17 protein-coding genes and 1 pseudogene are annotated in these 16,243 nt (G+C 69.8%); 2 read left to right on the top strand and 16 right to left on the bottom strand.

All coding sequences use genetic code 11. The annotated features are described in order from the left end of the window. Nucleotides 1-15: 15 nt before the first annotated feature. The 10 genes from paaZ to fbp all read right to left on the bottom strand — a co-directional run bounded on the left by paaZ (nt 16) and on the right by fbp (nt 9,281). Nucleotides 16-2,022: a phenylacetic acid degradation bifunctional protein PaaZ gene (paaZ, locus tag TthTMY_RS06165; protein WP_223903086.1), complete on the bottom strand. Its 2,007-nt coding sequence runs from the start codon at nt 2,020-2,022 to the stop codon at nt 16-18. A 14-nt stretch (nt 2,023-2,036) separates the two neighbouring features. Next, nucleotides 2,037-2,492 (bottom strand): 1,2-phenylacetyl-CoA epoxidase subunit PaaD, encoded by a 456-nt coding sequence (gene paaD / locus TthTMY_RS06160; RefSeq protein ID WP_172844618.1) that lies wholly within the window; start codon nt 2,490-2,492, stop codon nt 2,037-2,039. After that, nucleotides 2,486-3,232, bottom strand: a complete 747-nt coding sequence (paaC, locus tag TthTMY_RS06155; RefSeq protein ID WP_096410645.1) for a 1,2-phenylacetyl-CoA epoxidase subunit PaaC — start codon at nt 3,230-3,232, stop codon at nt 2,486-2,488. The genes paaD and paaC overlap by 7 nt, the downstream gene beginning before the upstream one ends. Further along, nucleotides 3,225-3,746 carry a phenylacetic acid degradation protein gene (locus TthTMY_RS06150; RefSeq protein WP_096410644.1) on the bottom strand — a complete coding sequence of 174 codons (522 nt, stop codon included), beginning with the start codon at nt 3,744-3,746 and terminating at the stop codon, nt 3,225-3,227. Before TthTMY_RS06150 ends, paaC begins: the two co-directional genes overlap by 8 nt. 9 nt (nt 3,747-3,755) lie before the next feature. Further along, the gene (paaA, locus tag TthTMY_RS06145; RefSeq protein ID WP_223903085.1) at nt 3,756-4,727 is read right to left on the bottom strand and encodes a 1,2-phenylacetyl-CoA epoxidase subunit PaaA; all 972 of its coding nucleotides are present in this window, start codon (nt 4,725-4,727) and stop codon (nt 3,756-3,758) included. Next, nucleotides 4,714-5,325 (bottom strand): TetR/AcrR family transcriptional regulator, encoded by a 612-nt coding sequence (locus TthTMY_RS06140; RefSeq protein ID WP_096412929.1) that lies wholly within the window; start codon nt 5,323-5,325, stop codon nt 4,714-4,716. Before TthTMY_RS06140 ends, paaA begins: the two co-directional genes overlap by 14 nt. 87 nt (nt 5,326-5,412) lie before the next feature. Beyond that, nucleotides 5,413-6,354, bottom strand: a complete 942-nt coding sequence (locus tag TthTMY_RS06135; protein WP_096410643.1) for a tyrosine-type recombinase/integrase — start codon at nt 6,352-6,354, stop codon at nt 5,413-5,415. A gap of 103 nt (nt 6,355-6,457) precedes the next feature. Further along, nucleotides 6,458-6,580: an ABC transporter permease subunit gene (locus TthTMY_RS06130; RefSeq protein ID WP_223903084.1), complete on the bottom strand. Its 123-nt coding sequence runs from the start codon at nt 6,578-6,580 to the stop codon at nt 6,458-6,460. A 192-nt stretch (nt 6,581-6,772) separates the two neighbouring features. Further along, on the bottom strand, nt 6,773-8,020 hold the full coding sequence (locus tag TthTMY_RS06125) for an MGH1-like glycoside hydrolase domain-containing protein (protein ID WP_223903083.1): 1,248 nt from the start codon (nt 8,018-8,020) through the stop codon (nt 6,773-6,775). Nucleotides 8,021-8,189: 169 nt separating this feature from the next. Beyond that, complete coding sequence (gene fbp, locus TthTMY_RS06120) at nt 8,190-9,281, bottom strand: fructose-1,6-bisphosphate aldolase/phosphatase (RefSeq protein ID WP_096410642.1); 1,092 nt, start codon at nt 9,279-9,281, stop codon at nt 8,190-8,192. Between the two features lie 110 nt (nt 9,282-9,391). Here fbp and TthTMY_RS06115 point away from each other — a divergent pair, with 110 nt between their 5' ends. Further along, nucleotides 9,392-9,709 (top strand): winged helix-turn-helix transcriptional regulator, encoded by a 318-nt coding sequence (locus TthTMY_RS06115; RefSeq protein ID WP_096410641.1) that lies wholly within the window; start codon nt 9,392-9,394, stop codon nt 9,707-9,709. Between the two features lie 18 nt (nt 9,710-9,727). On the opposite strand, the gene bfr is transcribed toward TthTMY_RS06115, so the two are convergent. The 6 genes and pseudogenes from bfr to nadC form a co-directional block, all read right to left on the bottom strand. After that, the gene (bfr, locus tag TthTMY_RS06110; protein ID WP_093006827.1) at nt 9,728-10,204 is read right to left on the bottom strand and encodes a bacterioferritin; all 477 of its coding nucleotides are present in this window, start codon (nt 10,202-10,204) and stop codon (nt 9,728-9,730) included. A 14-nt stretch (nt 10,205-10,218) separates the two neighbouring features. Next, nucleotides 10,219-11,699, bottom strand: a pseudogene (locus TthTMY_RS06105) (L-aspartate oxidase). Beyond that, on the bottom strand, nt 11,699-12,622 hold the full coding sequence (gene nadA, locus TthTMY_RS06100) for a quinolinate synthase NadA (protein ID WP_418952555.1): 924 nt from the start codon (nt 12,620-12,622) through the stop codon (nt 11,699-11,701). Before nadA ends, TthTMY_RS06105 begins: the two are co-directional and overlap by 1 nt. Before the next feature lies 1 nt (nt 12,623). Next, the gene (locus tag TthTMY_RS06095) at nt 12,624-13,040 is read right to left on the bottom strand and encodes a type II toxin-antitoxin system VapC family toxin (RefSeq protein WP_096410639.1); all 417 of its coding nucleotides are present in this window, start codon (nt 13,038-13,040) and stop codon (nt 12,624-12,626) included. After that, complete coding sequence (locus TthTMY_RS06090; protein ID WP_096410638.1) at nt 13,024-13,272, bottom strand: CopG family transcriptional regulator; 249 nt, start codon at nt 13,270-13,272, stop codon at nt 13,024-13,026. Before TthTMY_RS06090 ends, TthTMY_RS06095 begins: the two co-directional genes overlap by 17 nt. Before the next feature lie 25 nt (nt 13,273-13,297). Then, a complete protein-coding gene (gene nadC, locus TthTMY_RS06085) occupies nt 13,298-14,146 on the bottom strand; it encodes a carboxylating nicotinate-nucleotide diphosphorylase (RefSeq protein ID WP_096410637.1) in 849 nt (282 codons plus the stop codon). A gap of 61 nt (nt 14,147-14,207) precedes the next feature. Here nadC and TthTMY_RS06080 point away from each other — a divergent pair, with 61 nt between their 5' ends. After that, on the top strand, nt 14,208-16,133 hold the full coding sequence (locus tag TthTMY_RS06080; protein ID WP_096410636.1) for a thioredoxin domain-containing protein: 1,926 nt from the start codon (nt 14,208-14,210) through the stop codon (nt 16,131-16,133). Nucleotides 16,134-16,243: the final 110 nt, after the last annotated feature.

Below are 16,243 nucleotides of genomic sequence, written 5' to 3'. Positions count from 1 at the left end.
CCCCTCCCTTCCGGCTCAGGAACCCTTCGCCAAGGCCCCCTTTCGGGCCACCAGGGTGAGGACGGTGTAGGTGGCGACCGTCTTCCCTTCCTGGTTCACCACCTCCGCGGCCCACTCCACCACGCCCGTCCTCTCGTCCCGGGGGCGCTTGCGCTTCACCGTGAGGCGGACCTGGAGGGTGTCCCCGGCCCCCACGGGCTCCAGGAAGCGCAGGCCCTCGAGGCCGTAGTTGGCGAGCACCGGGCCCGGGGCCGGGTCCACGAAGAGGCCGGCCGCGGCGGAGAGGACGAAGTAGCCGTGGGCCACCCGCTTTCCGAAGAGGCCCTCCTTGGCGGCGAGCTCGTCCGTGTGGGCGTAGAAGTGGTCCCAGGAAAGGGCGGAGAAGAGGGCGATGTCCGCCTCGGTGACGGTGCGGCGGTGGGTGGTGAGGGTCTCGCCCACCTCGAGGTCCTCGTAGGCCTTGCGGAAGGGGTGGATGGCGGCGGGCTTCTCCGCCCCCTTGGCGTACTCCCCGGTGAGGGCGGAGAGGAGCCCGGGGTCGGCCTGGAGGGCGACCCGCCCGAGGTGGCGCCTCACGGAGAGGAGCCCCCCTAGCTCCTCGCCCCCTCCCGCCCGCCCCGGCCCGCCGTGGAGCAGGCGGGGGAGGGGGGAGCCGTGGCCCGTGGAGGAGGCCGCGGTGCGGGCGTTCAGGAAGTGAAGCCGCCCCACGTGGGGGGCGAGGGCCAAGAGGTAAAAGCGGGCCTCCCCGGGGTCGGAGGTGGCGAGGGTGGCCACGAGGCTTCCCCCGCCCATGGCGGCAAGCCTCGCCGCCTCCTCCCGGCTTCCGTAGGGGAAGAAGGTGGCCACGGGGCCGAAGGCCTCCACCCCGTGAAGGGCCTCGGGCCAGGGGTCCTCGGCGAGGAGGAGGGTGGGGGGGAAGAAGGCCCCGTCCGCCCTCCCCGGGTGCCTCCAGTAGACCCGGGCCCCCGCCTCCAGGAGGGCCGCCACCGCCCTTTCCACCTCCGCCTTCTGCTCCAAGGAGGCCAAAGGCCCGAGGTCCACGCCTTCCTCCCGGGGGTCGCCGAGCCTTAGGGCCTCGAGGCGCTTTCGGGTGGCCTCGAGGAGGGCCTTAAGGCGCTCCCTTGGCGCAAAGACCCGGCGGATGGCGGTGCAGCGCTGCCCCGTCTTGATGGCAAGCTCCTGGGCGATCTCCTGGGCGAGGCGCAAAAGCTCCTCCTCCGTGGCCTCCTCCCCCAGGATGGCGGGGTTTAGGGAGTCGGCCTCGGCGTTGAAGAGGGCCCCCCGCTCCAGGAAGGCCGGGTGGCGGCGGAGGCGGTCGGCGGTGGCCTTGGACCCGGTGAAGAAGACGCTGTCCCGGTGGTCCAGGGCGTCCAAGAGGTCCCCCACGCCCCCCACGAGGAGCTGGAGGCTCCCTTCCGGGAGGAGGCCCGATTCCAGCATGGCCCGCACCAGGGCCTCGGCCACGTGGGCCGTGGGGGTGGCGGGCTTCGCCAGGGTGGGGACCCCCGCGAGGAAGGCGGGGGCGAACTTCTCCAAAAGCCCCCAGACGGGGAAGTTGAAGGCGTTGATCTGGACGGTGATCCCCCCTTTGGGGGCGAGGACGTGCCTCCCCTGGAAGGAGAGGTCCTTGGAGAGGGGAAGGAAGTCGTCCTCGGGGAGGAGGTTGCCCTCGGGGAGGTTGCGGGCGAGGGAGCTATAGGCGAAGAGCACCCCGATCCCCCCGTCCACGTCGTACCAGGCGTCCCGCCTCGTCCCCCCCGTGGTGGCGTAGAGGCGGTAGAGCTCCTCCTTCCGCTCGGAGAGGTACTGGGCTAAGGCCCTAAGCCGCCTTCCCCGTTCCTGGAAGCCCAGGGCCAAGAGGGCCTTTCCGCCCACCTCCCGGCCCCAGGCCACGGCCTCTTTCACGGGGAGGCCCTCCGCCGTGACCCGGGCGAGGACCTCCCCCGTGCTCGCGTCCCGCACGGGCACGCCCTCGCCCTGGCCTTCCCGCCACTTGCCCATGAGGTAACTTTGGAGCTTCATCGCGCGTCCTTTCCCTAGACGGTCTTAAAGGCCTCAAAGACCTCGCCGCAAGCGGCGCACTGGTAGAGCATCTTGCACAGGGTGGCCCCGAAGGGGTTCTTGAGGACCACCTCCCGGCTCCCGCACCGGGGGCAGGGGGGGTCCTCCCCGGCCATGGGGAGGGGAAGGGGCGGGGCGACGCCGTAGCCGAGAAGCTTCGCCCGGGCCTCCTCGGCCATGGCCTCGGTGCTCCAGGGGGTGCGGGCCTCCTCCACCTCCACCTCCTCGGCCCCCGCCTCCTTGAGGGCCTTGACGATCTCCTCCTGGATGAGCTTGATGGCCGGGCAGCCGGAGAAGGTGGGGCGGAAGCGCACCTTGACCCTTTTCCCCTCGGCCTCCACCCCCAGGACCATCCCCATCTCCACGATGTTGAGGACGGGGATCTCCGGGTCCTTCACCCCCTTTAGGGCCTCCCAGTACCGCTCTACCACGCCTTCGCCTCCCGGTCCCACCGGGCCACGGACTGCATCTCCGCGAGGAGGGACCATAGGTACTCCGTGTGCTCCTTCCGGCTCTTGGGCACGTACCCCCCTTCCGGCGCCTTAAGCCCCGAGCGCTCCAGGTGGCGCGTGGCCTCCTCCAGGTAGCGGTCCCGAAGGGCGTTTAGGTCCGGCACGTACCCCGCCGCCCAAAGCTCCTCCTCCCCCGGCAAGGGCACGAAGAGCTGCTTGGCGTAGGGGAAGAGGGTCTCCAGGGCCTTCTGGGCCCGGGCGTGGCTTTCCTTCGTGCCCAGGCCCAGGCGCTCCACCCAGAGGGCGGAGTGCTTCAGGTGGAAGCGCTCCTCCTTGAAGATCCTCTCGGCCGCCTCCGCGAGGGGAGGGTAGGCGCTCTTCCTTGCCTCCTCCAGCCAGAGGTTCTCGTAGAGGTCAAAGAGGTACTGGCGGACCATCGTGAAGGCCCAGTCCCCCTTGGGAAGCTCCACCAAGACGGCGTTTTGGTACTCCAGAGGGTCGCGGAAGAAGACGAGCTCGTCGGGGTCGGACCCGTCCAGCTCCCTTCTAAGCTCCAGGTAGAGCTTGGCGTGGCCCAGCTCGTCCTGGGCCAGGTTGGCGATGGCGATGTCCTCCTCGAGGATGGGCGCGTGGGCCACCCACTCCGAGAGGCGCTGGGCGAGGACCACCTCGTCGTCGGCCAGGGCCGTGAGCTTCTCCACCAGGAGCCTCTCAAGCATGGCGCTCCTCCTTGGCGGTGACGAGCCCGTAATAGCTCTGCAGGCGGTAGGTCTTCTCCCGGGCGGGGGCGAACCAGCTCTCCACCACCTCGGGCGTGGGCTCGGTGCCCGCCACGAGCCTCTCCGGCACCGCCCAGAAGGCCACCCCCTGGGCCTCGAGGAGGGCCTCTTTCACCGCCTCCCCTGGGCTTCTTGCCAGGAAGCGGCCCACCAGGTCCCCGTAGACCATGCTCCGGCGGTGGCTCTTCTTGGCGAAGACCCAGTAGGCCTCTTCTTCCCCCAGGGGTCCTTCCAGGGCCTTAGGGTCCTTCAGGGCCTCCTGGGTCACGTGGAAGAAGGCCTCCGCCGGGGCCACGAAGAGGGCGTAGGCCGAAGGCCTCCGCACGAAGACGTGCCGGGCCACGAGGAGGGCGTGCTCGGGGTCCGTGGCGTGCACCGAGCCCACCATCTGGGGCAGGCTCCTTTCCGTGTCCTGCTTGATCACCTCAAACCGGGGCCACTCCGTCCCCCACATGGCTCCTCCCTAGTCCGCCGCCTGGGCGAGCCGCCTCTTGGCGTAGGCCTCCATGGCCTCCCGCACCCAGCGCCCCTCCTCGTGGGCCTTACGCCTGGCCTCGAGGCGGTGCCGGTTCATGGGGCCTTCCCCCCCGATCACCTTCCAGAACTCGTCCCAAGGGATGGGGCCGTGGATCCAGTTCCCGGTCTTCTCGTCGTAGCGGAGGTCGGGGTCGGGGATGCTAAGCCCCGCCTCCAGGAGCTCGGGGACGTGCTCGTTCAGGAACTCCTGGCGGATCTGGTCGTTGGTCTTGGTCTTGATGCCCCAGCGGAGGAGGAGGGGGGTGTGGGGGGAGTCGGTGTCGTGGGGGCCGGCCATCATCAGGGTGGGCCACCACCAGCGGTTCAGGGCGTCCTGGACCATCTGCCTTTGCTTCCGGGAGCCTTTGGCATAGAGGAGGACCGCCTCCTTCCCCTGCTTGTGGTGGAAGGTCTCCTCGGCGCAGATGCGCACCATGGCCCGGGAGTAGGGGCCGTAGGAGCACTGGGCCAGCATGGTCTGGTTCTTGATGGCCATGCCGTCCACCAGCCAGCCGATGATGGCCACGTCCGCCCAGGTGAGGGTGGGGTAGTTGAAGATGTTGGAGTACTTGGCCTTCCCCGAAAGGAGGGCCTCCACCATCTCCTCCCGGGTGATCCCTAAGGTCTCGGCGGCGTGGTAGAGGTACTGGCCGTGCCCCGCCTCGTCCTGGACCTTGGCCAGGAGGATGAGCTTTCGCCTCAAGGAGGGGGCCCGGGGGATCCAGGCGCCCTCGGGGAGCATGCCCACCCATTCGCTGTGGGCGTGCTGGGAGATCATGCGGATGAGCTGACGCCGGTACTCCGCGGGCATCCAGTCCCCGGGCTCAATCTTCTCCCCCCGGGCGATCCGGGCCTCAAACTCCTCCAACCTCTCCTGGTAGTCGGGGTCCTCGGGGTAGCCGATCCTAAGCTTCACCATCCTCGCCTCCTTCCTCGCGGCGTTCCCCTTCCGGGGAAGGGGCCACGCCAAGGGCCTTGAGGACCAGCTCGGCGTAGGCCTCCGCGAGCGCCTCTAGGGAAAGGGGACCGTCGGGCCGGTACCACTGGTAGGTCCAGTTGAGGGCGGAGAGGACGAAGAGGGTCGCGAGGCGCACGTTCCCCACCCGGAAGACCCCCGCCCTTACCCCCTCCTCCACCACGGCCTGCACCCCCTCCTCGTAGCGGCGCCTCAGGGCCTTGGCCTCCTCGAGGAGGGGAGGGGAGAGGTGCTTCCACTCGTGGAAGAAGACCGTGGCCCGGGGAAGCTCCTCGGCGATCACCCGGAGGTGGCCCTGGACGAGGGCCTTCATCCGGGTCACGGGGTCTCCCGAAGGAAGCTCCTCCAAGACCTTCTGGAACCTCTCCGCCGCCTGGCGCACCACCTCCAGGAGGAGCTCCTCCTTGGACTGGATGTGGGCGTAGAGGCTCCCGCCCTGGAGGTTCAGGTGGCGGGCGAGCTCCCGCATGCTGGTGGCGTGGTAGCCCCTCTGGCTGAAGAGGTGCCCGGCGATGGTGAGGATCTGGCTCCGGCGGTCCATGGCTAACGATCGTTTGTTAGTTTCGCACAACCTGGGCGAAGGGTCAAGTGTCCCCGCCGCCCTGCCCGGGCCCGCTTGGGGCGGGGTTCAGAGCTCGGGGAGCCTCGAGGCCGCCTCCTTAAGGCGCTCCCGAGAGGCGTGGAGGTAGATCTGGGTGGTGGCGATGGACTCGTGCCCCAGGAGGTCCTTCACCGCGTCCAGCTCCACGCCCCGCTCCACGAGGAGGGTGGCGTAGGCGTGGCGGAGCTTGTGGGGGGTGAAGCGCCTGGGGTCCAGGCCCGCCCTAAGGGCGGCCTCCCGGAACTTGGCCTCCACCCAGCGGGCCGAGGGGACGTGGCCTTTGCGCCGCCCCTGCGAAAAAGTGAATATGTTCACATTTCCCTGCGGCCGCCCCAGGGCCTCCAGGACCTCCCGGGCCGTCTTGGAGAGCGGCACAAGCCTTTCCTTGTTCCCCTTGCCCACCACCCGCACCGCCACGGGGTGGCCCCCTTCCAGGACCACGTTCCGCCCCTTCAGGGAGAGGGCCTCGGAGATCCTTAGCCCCGTGCCGTAGAGGAAGCGGGCCAGGGCCTCGAGGAGGGCCGCCTCCTTCTCCTCGCGGAAGGCCTGAAGGAAGCGTTTAAGCTCCTCGGGGTTCGGGTGCAGGGGAAGCCTCCGGCCCGCCTTGGGCCGGCCGATCCCCTCCGTGGGGTCCGAGGCCGCCTCGCCCCTCACCTCCCGCAGGTAGCGGTAGTAGCTCCTCAGGGCGGCCAAGAACCCCTGGACGCGCCTTGGGGCCCAGCGCTCCCTAAGGAGAAGGGCCCGCACCGCCTCGGGGCTTGGGGGGAGGCCCTCCGCCTCGAGGAAGCGGAACCAGAAGGCGAGGTCCTGGAGGTAGCGGCGCACCCCCCTAGGGGAGTACCCCCGCTCCAGGAGGAGGTACTCGGCGTAGGGGGCGAGGGGCCAAAGGGCCTTCTCGGGCCGTTTAAGGCCGATGGTTTTCCAGATCACGTGGGCCGCGGGGGCTTCCGGCATGGGGGCATTATACATGCGCGAAATGTACCTTTCGCGAAGATAGGGAGCGGAGGGAAATCCGCCCTCAGGCGAGGGCCTTCCCCGTCTCCGGGTGGAACAGCGATGTGGTCGGCCAGGCTCACGGCCTCCACTGGAACCGGACCCAGGGCGTGGCCCCGAAGACCTCGGCCGCCTCGTGCAGCTCCCTGGGGATGAGCTGGAGGCCCGCCGCCAGGATGACGAGGACCAAGGGGGACCACAAGGGCGGTGAGGAGGGTGTTCCGCAGGGCGTCCCCGAAGTAGAGGTCCTGGGCCATTCTGCGGAAGTTGGCCAAGCCCACCCCCTCCCCTTCCCGGAAGGCGAGGACCAGGGCGCTGAGGAGGGGCCAGGCGAAGAAGGCCAGGAGGAAGAGGATGGAGGGAAGGATCAGAAGGTAGGGAAGGTACCGGTCCCTCATCGCGTCCAGAAGAGGGCCAAGGCGGCGCTCCAGGAGAAGCCCTCTCCCCCCCTCCCCTGCCCCGTCAGGGGGTCGTAGTACTCCCGGAAGCCCGCCCCCTCCATGAGGGCGAGGGCGTCCGCCTTGAGCCTTTCCGCCAGGGCGGCGAAACCGTAGTCCCTAAACCCTTCGGCCACCATCCAGTTGACGTTGATCCACACCGGGCCCCGCCAGTACCGCCCGGGTTCAAAGAAAGGGCTCGTGGGGTCCACGCTGGGGAGGAGGTAGCGCACCCTTTCCCCCCAGCGCTCCGCCTCTTGGGCGAGGAGGCCCGCCCGCCCCTGGTGGGGCGTTCCGGCGAAGAGGGGCAGGAAGCCCGCGGAGGTCTTCACCGCGATGGGCTCCCCGGCCACGAGGTCCCAGGAGAAGTAAAACCCCGCCTCCCGGTCCCAGAGGGCCTCGAGGCCCACCTCCCCCCGCACGATCCACTCCTCAATCTCGTAAGGGTCCTCCTGAAGGAGGACGGCGAGGGCGTAGAGGTCCCGGTTGGCCCGCTGGAGGATGGCGTTGAACCCCACGTCCACCACCTTGAAGGGGGACTGGCGGTAGATCTCCCGGGGGTCGTACTCCAGGCGGCGGAAGAAGTAGAGGAGGGAGAGGTAGCGGTCGTAATCCTCCTTCCTGGGCCGCTCCTCAGGGTTCACGTGCTTCACGTCCCGCCGCTCGTAGGGGGGAAGGTTCTCCACGGGCACCCGGCTTAGGGGCTTGTCCCAGGCGGGGCTGTTGTCCATGCCCGACTCCCAGGGGTGGACGATGACCACGAGGCCGGTGCGGTAGGGGTCGCGGGCGTGGTAGAGCCAGCGGTGGAAGGCGAGGAGCTTGGGAAAGAGGTACTGGGCCCGGGAGCGGGCCCGGTCCCGGTCCGGGTCCTTCTCGTAGAGATAGCGGACCACCGTGGCCACCACCGGGGGCTGGGTGATGCCGGAGGTGGCGGGCTGGGCCCGGGCCTCCCGGCCCCAGACCTCAGGGCCGGGGAAGTAGTCCCGGCTTTGCTCGTGGAAGACGATGTGGGGAAGCATCCCGTCCGGGCCCTGGCCGTAGTCAAAGAGGCAGAGGAGCTCCTGCCAAGCCCGCTCCCAGTCCACCTGGGTCCATCCCAGGGCGATGAAGGCCGAGTCCCAAAGCCACTGGTAAGGGTAGAGCCCGTGCGCGGGGACGGTGAAGGCCCCCCGGCTGTTGCGCTGGAGGACCTCCACCGCCTTCATCCTCAAAGGCGCCACGGGCTCAATCTATCACTCCACGGGGCAGGCGCCCGTGCTCGGGGCGTCGGGCGGCCAGCAGGGGGCGCCCGTCTCCCGGAGGATGCGGGCGAGGTTCTGGGCCTCGAGGTCCAGGGCGGGCCCGGGAACCTCCCGGGGGCCCCCCTTTTGGCCTTTAACTGAACTCCCGTTCCAAAGCCTTCAGCCGCTCGGCGATCCCCGTGTACTCCAGCTCCTCCATGGGAAGCATGGCGGGGCCGTAGAAGCCCTGGCGGCGCATCTCCTGGGCCTTCTCCACCACCTTGGCCCGCACCGCTTCCCACACGGGGTCGGCGAAGAGGTCCACGGGCTCGGAAAGCCGCCCCTCCCGCAAGGAGAAGGCCAGGCCGCACACCATGGGCACGCAGAAGAAGGTGGAGGCCGGGGTGTTGGCCCGCACGGGCATCAGGGGCATGTGGTGGCTTCCCCGGGTGTCCCCCGCCACGTAGGGGGCGAGGGCGAAGACGGGGCCGAACTCCTCCGTGGCGGGGAAGATCTTCTGGGTGCGGACGATGGCCACGGGGTCGTCCTTGCCCACGTAGCGCCCGGCGATGTTCCTCAGGCGCGTGGTGCTCACCACGGCGGCCTGCTCCCCGTGCTTCCGGGACCAGATGGACTCTATGGCGAAGCGGTGGGAGTCGCGAAGGAGGGTGGCGATGTCGTAGAGGCGCTCGGGGGCGTCCAGCTCAATGTAGCTGTCCCGCTCCGTCTGGGCCAGGTCCATGATGCGGAAGCGGAAGCCGGGCCTAAGCTCCGGGGAAAGGAGGAGGCCCGAGGAGTACATGGGGTCGGCGAAGGCCAGGTAGAGGGGGAGGTTGAAGGCCCCGGGCTCGGTCTTGTCGGCGGCGAGGACCATGAAGGGCTCCGAGGGGCGCTCGGTGAACTCCATCTCCGCCACCTGGGGCCCGAGGCCGTGGAGGTTCCCCGTGAAGGCGTCCTTGAGGAGGTCCTGGCCCGCCCCGTAGAGGCCTTCGGCCTTGGCCACCTCGGTGCCCTCACGGAAGGCCTTCCAGGCCAGGGCGTGCACCTCCTGGTTCCGCACCCCTCGGGTGTGGGATAGGAGGAGGACGATGTCGTCGCCGATGTGGAAGACGTAGGCGTCCAGGAGGAGGCGGCCCACCTCCTCCCGGACCACCTCCTCCACCCTGGCAAGGACCTTGCGGCTGGGCAGGGTGTGCCCGCCCACCGAGCCGATGTCCGCCTTGAGCACGCTCAAGGTGACCTTCATAGCCTCACCTCCTTCGTTTCCATGTTTCCACGCCCCGGGGTCCCGGCGCAAGGGTGCCCCCCTTTCGCTTTACCGGGCAAAGCGCTTACCCCCTGTGGTACCATGGGGGTATGGCCGAGGCCTTCTGCCCCGTCTACGCGGCCCTGAACCTCCTCCAGGAGAAGTGGACCCTGCACATCATCCGGGCCCTCCTGGAGGGGCCCAAGGGGTTCAACGAGCTTTCCCGGGCCGTGGGGGGCGTCAACCCCGCCACCCTCTCCCAGCGCTTAGACCAACTGGTCCGCCTGGGGGTGGTGGAGAAGCGGGTGGAGTCCTACATGCCGCCCCGTACCCGCTATAGCCTCACGGAGGCGGGGCGGGAGCTGGAGGCGGTCATCGCCGCCATTGACCGCTGGGCCCGCAAGCACCTAAAGGCCCCGGTGGCCTAAGGCCTCCACGGGGGGGCTCTACTCCGCTTCCCCGGCCAGGTACTGCAGGTAGTTGGCCAAGCCCATCTGCTGGAGAAGCTCCCGCTGGCTTTCCAGCCAGTCCACGTGGGCCTCCTCGTCCTTAAGGATCTCCGCGATCATCTCCCGGGTGCCGTTGTCCCCGAGGCGTTGGGCCAGGTTCATGGTCTCGTTGTAGCCCTTCACCGCCTGGACCTCCCCCTCGTAGTCCTTGAAGAGGATCTCCTCCACGCTTTGGCCGATCTTGATCTCCCCGATGCGGCTCACCTCGGGGAAGCCCTCGAGGAAGAGGATGCGCTCAATGTGCTTCTCGGCGTGGCGCATCTCGGTGATGGCGTGGGCCTTGAGGTGGCGGGCCAGGGCCTTGAAGCCCCAGTTCTCCGCCAGCTCCGCGTGGACCATGTACTGGAGGATGGCGGCGAGCTCCTCGGAAAGCCGTTCCTGCAGGCTCTGGATCACCTCGGGGTGCCCCTTCATAATCGCCTCCTCCCCTATCCTACACCCACGGGGAGGAAAGCGAGGCGCCACCCCTGGAAGAGGCTGTGCCTGGGGCGATCTTCCAGGGGGAAGTCCTCCCGGAAGTGGGCGCCCCGGCTCTCCTCCCGGGCCAAGGCCGCCCGGGCGAGGAGGCGCATGAGGAGGAGGAGGCTTCCCGCCTCGAGCCGGTCCCTGCCGGCTCTTTCCACCTCCTCCAGGGGCACGGCCTCCGCCCGGCGGAGGAAGGCGAGGAGGGCCTCTTTGCGCCGCACCACCCCAAGGGCCTCCCCCGCTTCCTCTCTTAGGGCCGCCACCGCCTCGGGCGGGGCGGCGAGGGCGGGGAGGGGGGCGGCTTTTGGGGGAAAGGCCAGGTCCTCCAGGGCCCTTAGGGCGGCCCGCCACCCCACCACCAGGCCCTCGAGGAGGCTGTTGGAGGCCAGGCGGTTCGCCCCGTGGAAGCCGGTGGAGGCCACCTCCCCCGCGGCGAAGAGCCCGGGGATCCCCGTGTGGCCGAAGGCGTCCGTCCTCACCCCGCCCATGGCGTAGTGGGCCGCCGGGGCCACGGGAAGGGGCGCCTTCAGGGGGTCCAGGCCCAGGGTGCGGGCCTGGGCCACCACCGTGGGGAAGCGCTCCTCCAGGCGGGGGATGGGCCTCAGGTCCAGGTAGACCCCGCCCGTGCGCTCCCTCTCCCGGAAGACGGCCCGGGCCACCACGTCCCGGGGGGCGAGCTCCGCCAGGGGGTCGTAGCGGGGCATGAACCGCTCCCCATGGGCGTTCAGGAGAATGGCCCCCTCCCCCCGGCAGGCCTCGGAGACCAGGGCCCCGTTGGGAAGGGCCGTGGGGTGGAACTGGACGAACTCTAGGTCCCTAAGCCCCGCCCCCGCCCGCCAGGCGAGGGCCATCCCGTCCCCCGTGGCCCCTTGGGGGTTGGTGGTCACGGGGAAGAGGCGGCCAAACCCTCCTGTGGCGAGGAGGACGGCCCCGGCCCGGACCTCCCAAAGCCCTTCCGGCCCCCAAAGGAGGGCCCCGGCCACCCGGTTCCCGGAGGCGAGGAGGCTTAGGGCCTGGGCGGGGACCACGGGGGTAGAAAGCCGCTTAAGGAGCCCCTCCAGGAGGAGAAGCCCGCTCCGGTCCCCGCCCAAGTGGAAGACCCTCGCGCGGGAGTGCCCCCCTTCCCGGGTGGGCTCGGGGTGGAAGGGGAGGCCGAAGGCGCGAAGCCTCTCCAGGTGGCGGGGGACCTCCTCCAGGATGGAGCGGGCCACCCCTTCCTCCACCAGGCCCCGGCCGGCCACGAGGGTGTCCCGGAGGTGGGCCTCGAGGTCCTCCTCCCCCACGGGGAAGGCCACCCCCCCTTGGGCCCAGGGGGTGGAGCCTGCAGGGAAAGGATCCTTGCTCACGAGGAGGACCCGGGCCCCCCTCTCCTCCGCGGCCAAGGCGGCGAGACCCCCGCCACCCCGGCGCCCAGGACGAGGAGGTCGGCGCTGCGGCGCTCCATCACCCCACGGCCACCATGGCCTCGAGGGCCCGGCGCGCCCTCCTCGCCACCTCCTCGGGCACCCGGACCACGTGGCGCATCTCCTTCAAGGAGAGGTAGACCTTCTCCAGGGTGATCCGCTTCATGTACTCGCACACGGCGTCGGGCTTCACCGGGAAGAAGGCTTTTTCCGGGGCCTCTTTCTTAAGGCGGTGGAGGATCCCCACCTCCGTGGCCACCACGAACTCCCGGGCCTCCGCCCCCTTGGCGTAGCGCACCATCCCCTCCGTGGAGAGCATCTTGGCGTCGGGCTTGAGGTAGAGGCATCCGCTGCCGCAGCCGCACTCCGGGTGGATGAGGAACTCCGCCCCCGGGTGGGCTTCCAGGAGGGCCTTCAGGTGCTCCTCCCGGATCCCCGCGTGCACATGGCACTCCCCGGGGAAGAGGTCCAGCCTCCTCCCCGTGACCCGGGCCACGTGGGCCCCCAGGAACATGTCGGGGACGAAGTAGATGGGCCGGTCCTGGGGAAGCCGGGAGACCACCTCCACGGCGTTCGCGCTCGTCACGCAGACGTCCGCCAGGGCCTTGACCTCAGCCTTGGTGTTCACGTAGGCCACCACGATCCCGTCGGGGTGCTTTGCCTTCCAGGCCAGGACGTCCTCGGGCCGGATGCTGTCGGCGAGGGAGCAGCCCGCCTCCAGGTCGGGCAGAAGCACCGTCTTCTCGGGGTTCAGGATGGCGGCGGTCTCCGCCATGAAATGGACGCCGCAGAAGACGATGACCTCGGCCCGCGTTCTTTGGGCCTCTCGGGCGAGGCCCAGGGAGTCCCCCACGAAGTCCGCCACCTCCTGCACCTCGGGGAGCTGGTAGGAGTGGGCCAGGATGACGGCGTTCCGCTCCCGCTTGAGCCTGAGGACCTCCTGCGCCAGGGCTTCCCCACGCATCCTATCCATTATGCAGGGCCTCCCCTACGGAGACGAAGCCCTGTTCCCAGAAGTGCTCGTCGTAGGCGAAGGCCTTTTCCAACCGCCTTTCCCGCATGAAGAGGAAGCTCGTCCAGTCCACCAGGCTCACCTCCCGCCTGCCCGAGGCGAGGAGGGCCGTGAGGGCGGCGCGGTGCAGGGCCTCGTCCACGGGCGCTACCTCCACCACCCCCATGAGGTCGTGGACCAGGGCCCGGACCGCCTCCACGCCGAGCCGCCTTTGGACCAGGGCCACGCTCTCCACCACCACGTAGGCGTGGGTTGTCAGCGGCCATCGGGCCTCGAGGAGCTCCCGGAAGGTCCGGGCGGCCTCCTGGTGGTGGGCGTCGTCCCGGTCCAGAAGGGCGTAGAGGGCCGAGGTGTCAAGGAAGACGGCCAAAAGCCTCCTCCAGATACCGGTCGTGGGCCTCGCTCACGTCCCCTTGGCCGGAGGCGAAGCGGCCCAGGGCGAGGAGGGCCCGCCTGGCCTTGTCCTCGTAGCCCTCCTCCTCCTCCAAAAACCGCTCCACTGCCCGGCGCACCAGCTCCGCCAGGGAAACCCCTTCCGCGCGGGCCTTGGCCTTGAGCCGTGACCACTGGGCCTCGGTGAGCTGCACCTGGGTGCGCACCATGCCATCATGATAGCACATATTGCCATCATGGACGCACTACCAGGAGGGAGAGGTCCAAGGCCTTGGCCGAGTGGGTGAGGGCCCCCACGGAGATGTAGTCCACCCCGGCCTCTGCCGCGGCCCTTGCCCGCTCCAGGGTCATGTTCCCGCTCGCCTCCAGCGCCACCCGCCCCCCCACGCGGCGCACCGCCTCCCTTAGGGCCTCGAGGGGGAAGTTGTCCAGGAGGATGAGGTCGGCCCCGGCTTCTAGGGCCTCCTCCAGCTCCTCCAGGCTTCGCACCTCCACCTCCACCTTGAGGTAGTGGGGGGCGCGGGCCTTGGCCCGCCGCACCGCCTCGCCCACGCCCCCCGCCGCCCGGACGTGGTTCTCCTTGAGGAGGATCCCGTCAAAGAGGCCATAGCGGTGGTTCCTCCCCCCGCCGACCCGCACGGCGTACTTCTCCAGGGCGCGAAGCCCCGGGGTGGTCTTGCGGGTGTCCAGGATCTGGGCTTTGGTGCCCGCGAGGGCCTCCACGTAGGCCCGGGTCAGGGTGGCGATCCCGGAGAGGCGTTGCAGGAGGTTGAGGGCGAGCCTCTCCCCGGCGAGGATGCCCCGCAAAGGCCCCCGGATCCGGGCCACCTCCGTCCCCTCCGCCACCCTCGCCCCCTCCGCCACCAGGGGGGTGAAGGCGGTGCGTGGGTCCGCGAGGGCGAAAACCCGCTCCGCCACCCCAAGCCCCGCGAGGATGCCCCCCTCCTTGGCGAGGATCACGGCCTCGCCCTCGAGGTCCTCCGGAACCACCAGGAGGCTCGTGAGGTCCCCCTGCCCCAGGTCCTCCTGGAGCCAGGCCTTTAGGGCTTCCTCCAAGCCGGTTTCCCAAAAGGCTTCGCCCATCACGCCCCCATTGTAAGAAAGGGGTCCTTCCCCTTCGCCCCCCCGCCTTAGCCTGAAGGGGATGGGAAACCGCCTAAAGGCCGCCCGCAGCCCCTACCTCCTCGCCCACGCGGAAGACCCCGTGGACTGGTACCCCTTCGGCGAGGAGGCCTTCCGCAAGGCCCAGGCCGAGGACAAACCCATCTTCCTCTCCGTGGGCTACGCCAGCTGCCACTGGTGCCACGTGATGCACCGGGAAAGCTTCCAGGACGAGGAGGTGGCCCGCCTCCTCAACGCCCACTTCGTCCCGGTGAAGGTGGACCGGGAGGAGCGCCCCGACGTGGACGCCGCCTACATGCGGGCCCTCGTGAGCCTCACCGGCCAGGGGGGCTGGCCCATGAGCCTCTTCCTCACCCCCGAGGGCAAGCCCTTCTTCGGGGGCACCTACTTCCCCAAGGAGGACCGGATGGGCCTTCCCGGCTTCAGGCGGGTCCTTTTGGCCGTGGCCGAGGCCTGGGCGGGGAAGCGGGAGGCCGTCCTGGAAGAGGCGGAGCGGCTGACCCGGGCCCTCTGGAAAAGCCTCACCCCGCCCCCCGGGCCCCTTCCCGAAGGCGCGGAGGAGGAGGCCTTGGACCACTTGGAGCAGGCCTTTGACCCCGAGTGGGGAGGGTTCCTCCCCGCCCCCAAGTTCCCCCAGGGGCCCCTCCTCCTCTACCTCCTCGCCCGGGCCTGGGAGGGGGAAGGGCGCGCCGCGCGCCTCCTCCGCCCCACCCTCAGGGCCATGGCCCTCGGAGGGGTGTACGACCAGGTGGGCGGGGGGTTCCACCGCTACAGCGTGGACCGCTTCTTCAGGGTCCCCCACTTTGAGAAGATGCTCTACGACAACGCCCTCCTCGTCCGGGTCTACCTTGGAGCCTACAAGCTCTTTGGCGAGGACCTCTTCCTGCGGGTGGCCCGGGAGACCCTGGACTGGCTCCTTTCCATGCAGCGCCGGGAGGGCGGCTTCCACACCGCCTTGGACGCGGAAAGCGAGGGGGAGGAGGGGCGCTACTACACCTGGACCGAAGCGGAGCTTAGGGAGGCCCTGGGGGAGGACTTCCCCCTGGCCCAGCGCTACTTCGCCCTGGGGGAGGACCTAGGGGAGAGGTCCGTCCTCACCGCCTGGGGCGAGGCCGAGGTGAGGAAGGCCCTGGGGGAGGGGTTTTTCGCCTGGCGGGAAGGGGTGCGGGCGAAGCTGCAAGGGGCCCGTAGGCGGCGCATGCCCCCCGCCTTGGACGACAAGGTCCTGGCGGACTGGTCCGCCTTGGCGATTAGGGCGCTGGCGGAGGCGGGGAGGCTTTTTGGGGAGGAACGCTACCTCGAGGCGGCCAAGAGGGGCGCCCGCTTCCTCCTCGCCCACATGTACCGGGGAGGCCTCCTGCGGCACACCTGGCGGGGGAGCCTGGGGGAGGAGGCCTACCTTTCGGACCAGGCCTTCGCCGCCCTGGCCTTTTTGGAGCTCTACGCCGCCACGGGGGAGTGGCCCTACCTGGACTGGGCGCAGAGGTTCGCGGAGGCGGGCTGGAGGCTCTTTAGGGAAGGCCCTTCCCTCCCCCTCCCCGCCAAGGAGGTGGAGGAGGGGGCCCTCCCCTCGGGGGAAAGCGCCCTGGCCGAGGCCTTGGTCCGGCTTGGGGCCGTTTTCGGCGGGGAGTACCGGGAGCGGGCGGAGGAGGTCTTGGCGGAGAAGGCCCTTTGGCTGGCCCGCTATCCCCACGCCCTCCCGGGGGCGCTCCTGGCCAAGGCGCTTTGGGAGAGGGGCACGGAACTCGCCCTGCCCCTGCCCTCCCCTCTCCTCGAGGCCGCAAGAGGGGCCTTCCTGCCCCTCACCCAGCTGGTCCTGGGGCCTGCCGGGGCGCTTCCCGCCCTCGAGGGCCGCGAGCCGGGGAAGGCCTACGTGTGCCGGAAGGGGGTTTGCTTTCTTCCGGTGGAGCGGTGGGAGGACGTGGAGGCTCTGGTACGGGGTGGTTAGTGAGGTTTTTCACGATTAAACCCGCTTGTGCTTTCTTTCTCCGTCTAGCCGCTTGACCCCGCCCCCGCCCCCCGGCTAAGCTACTACCGACCGTTCGGTAAGGAGGATCC

Source organism: Thermus thermophilus, from assembly GCF_019974155.1.
GTDB classification, from domain to species: Bacteria; Deinococcota; Deinococci; order Deinococcales; family Thermaceae; genus Thermus; species Thermus thermophilus_C.
Note: the sequence above shows the minus strand (reverse complement) of the source record. Positions and strands in the feature narration are given on the sequence as shown.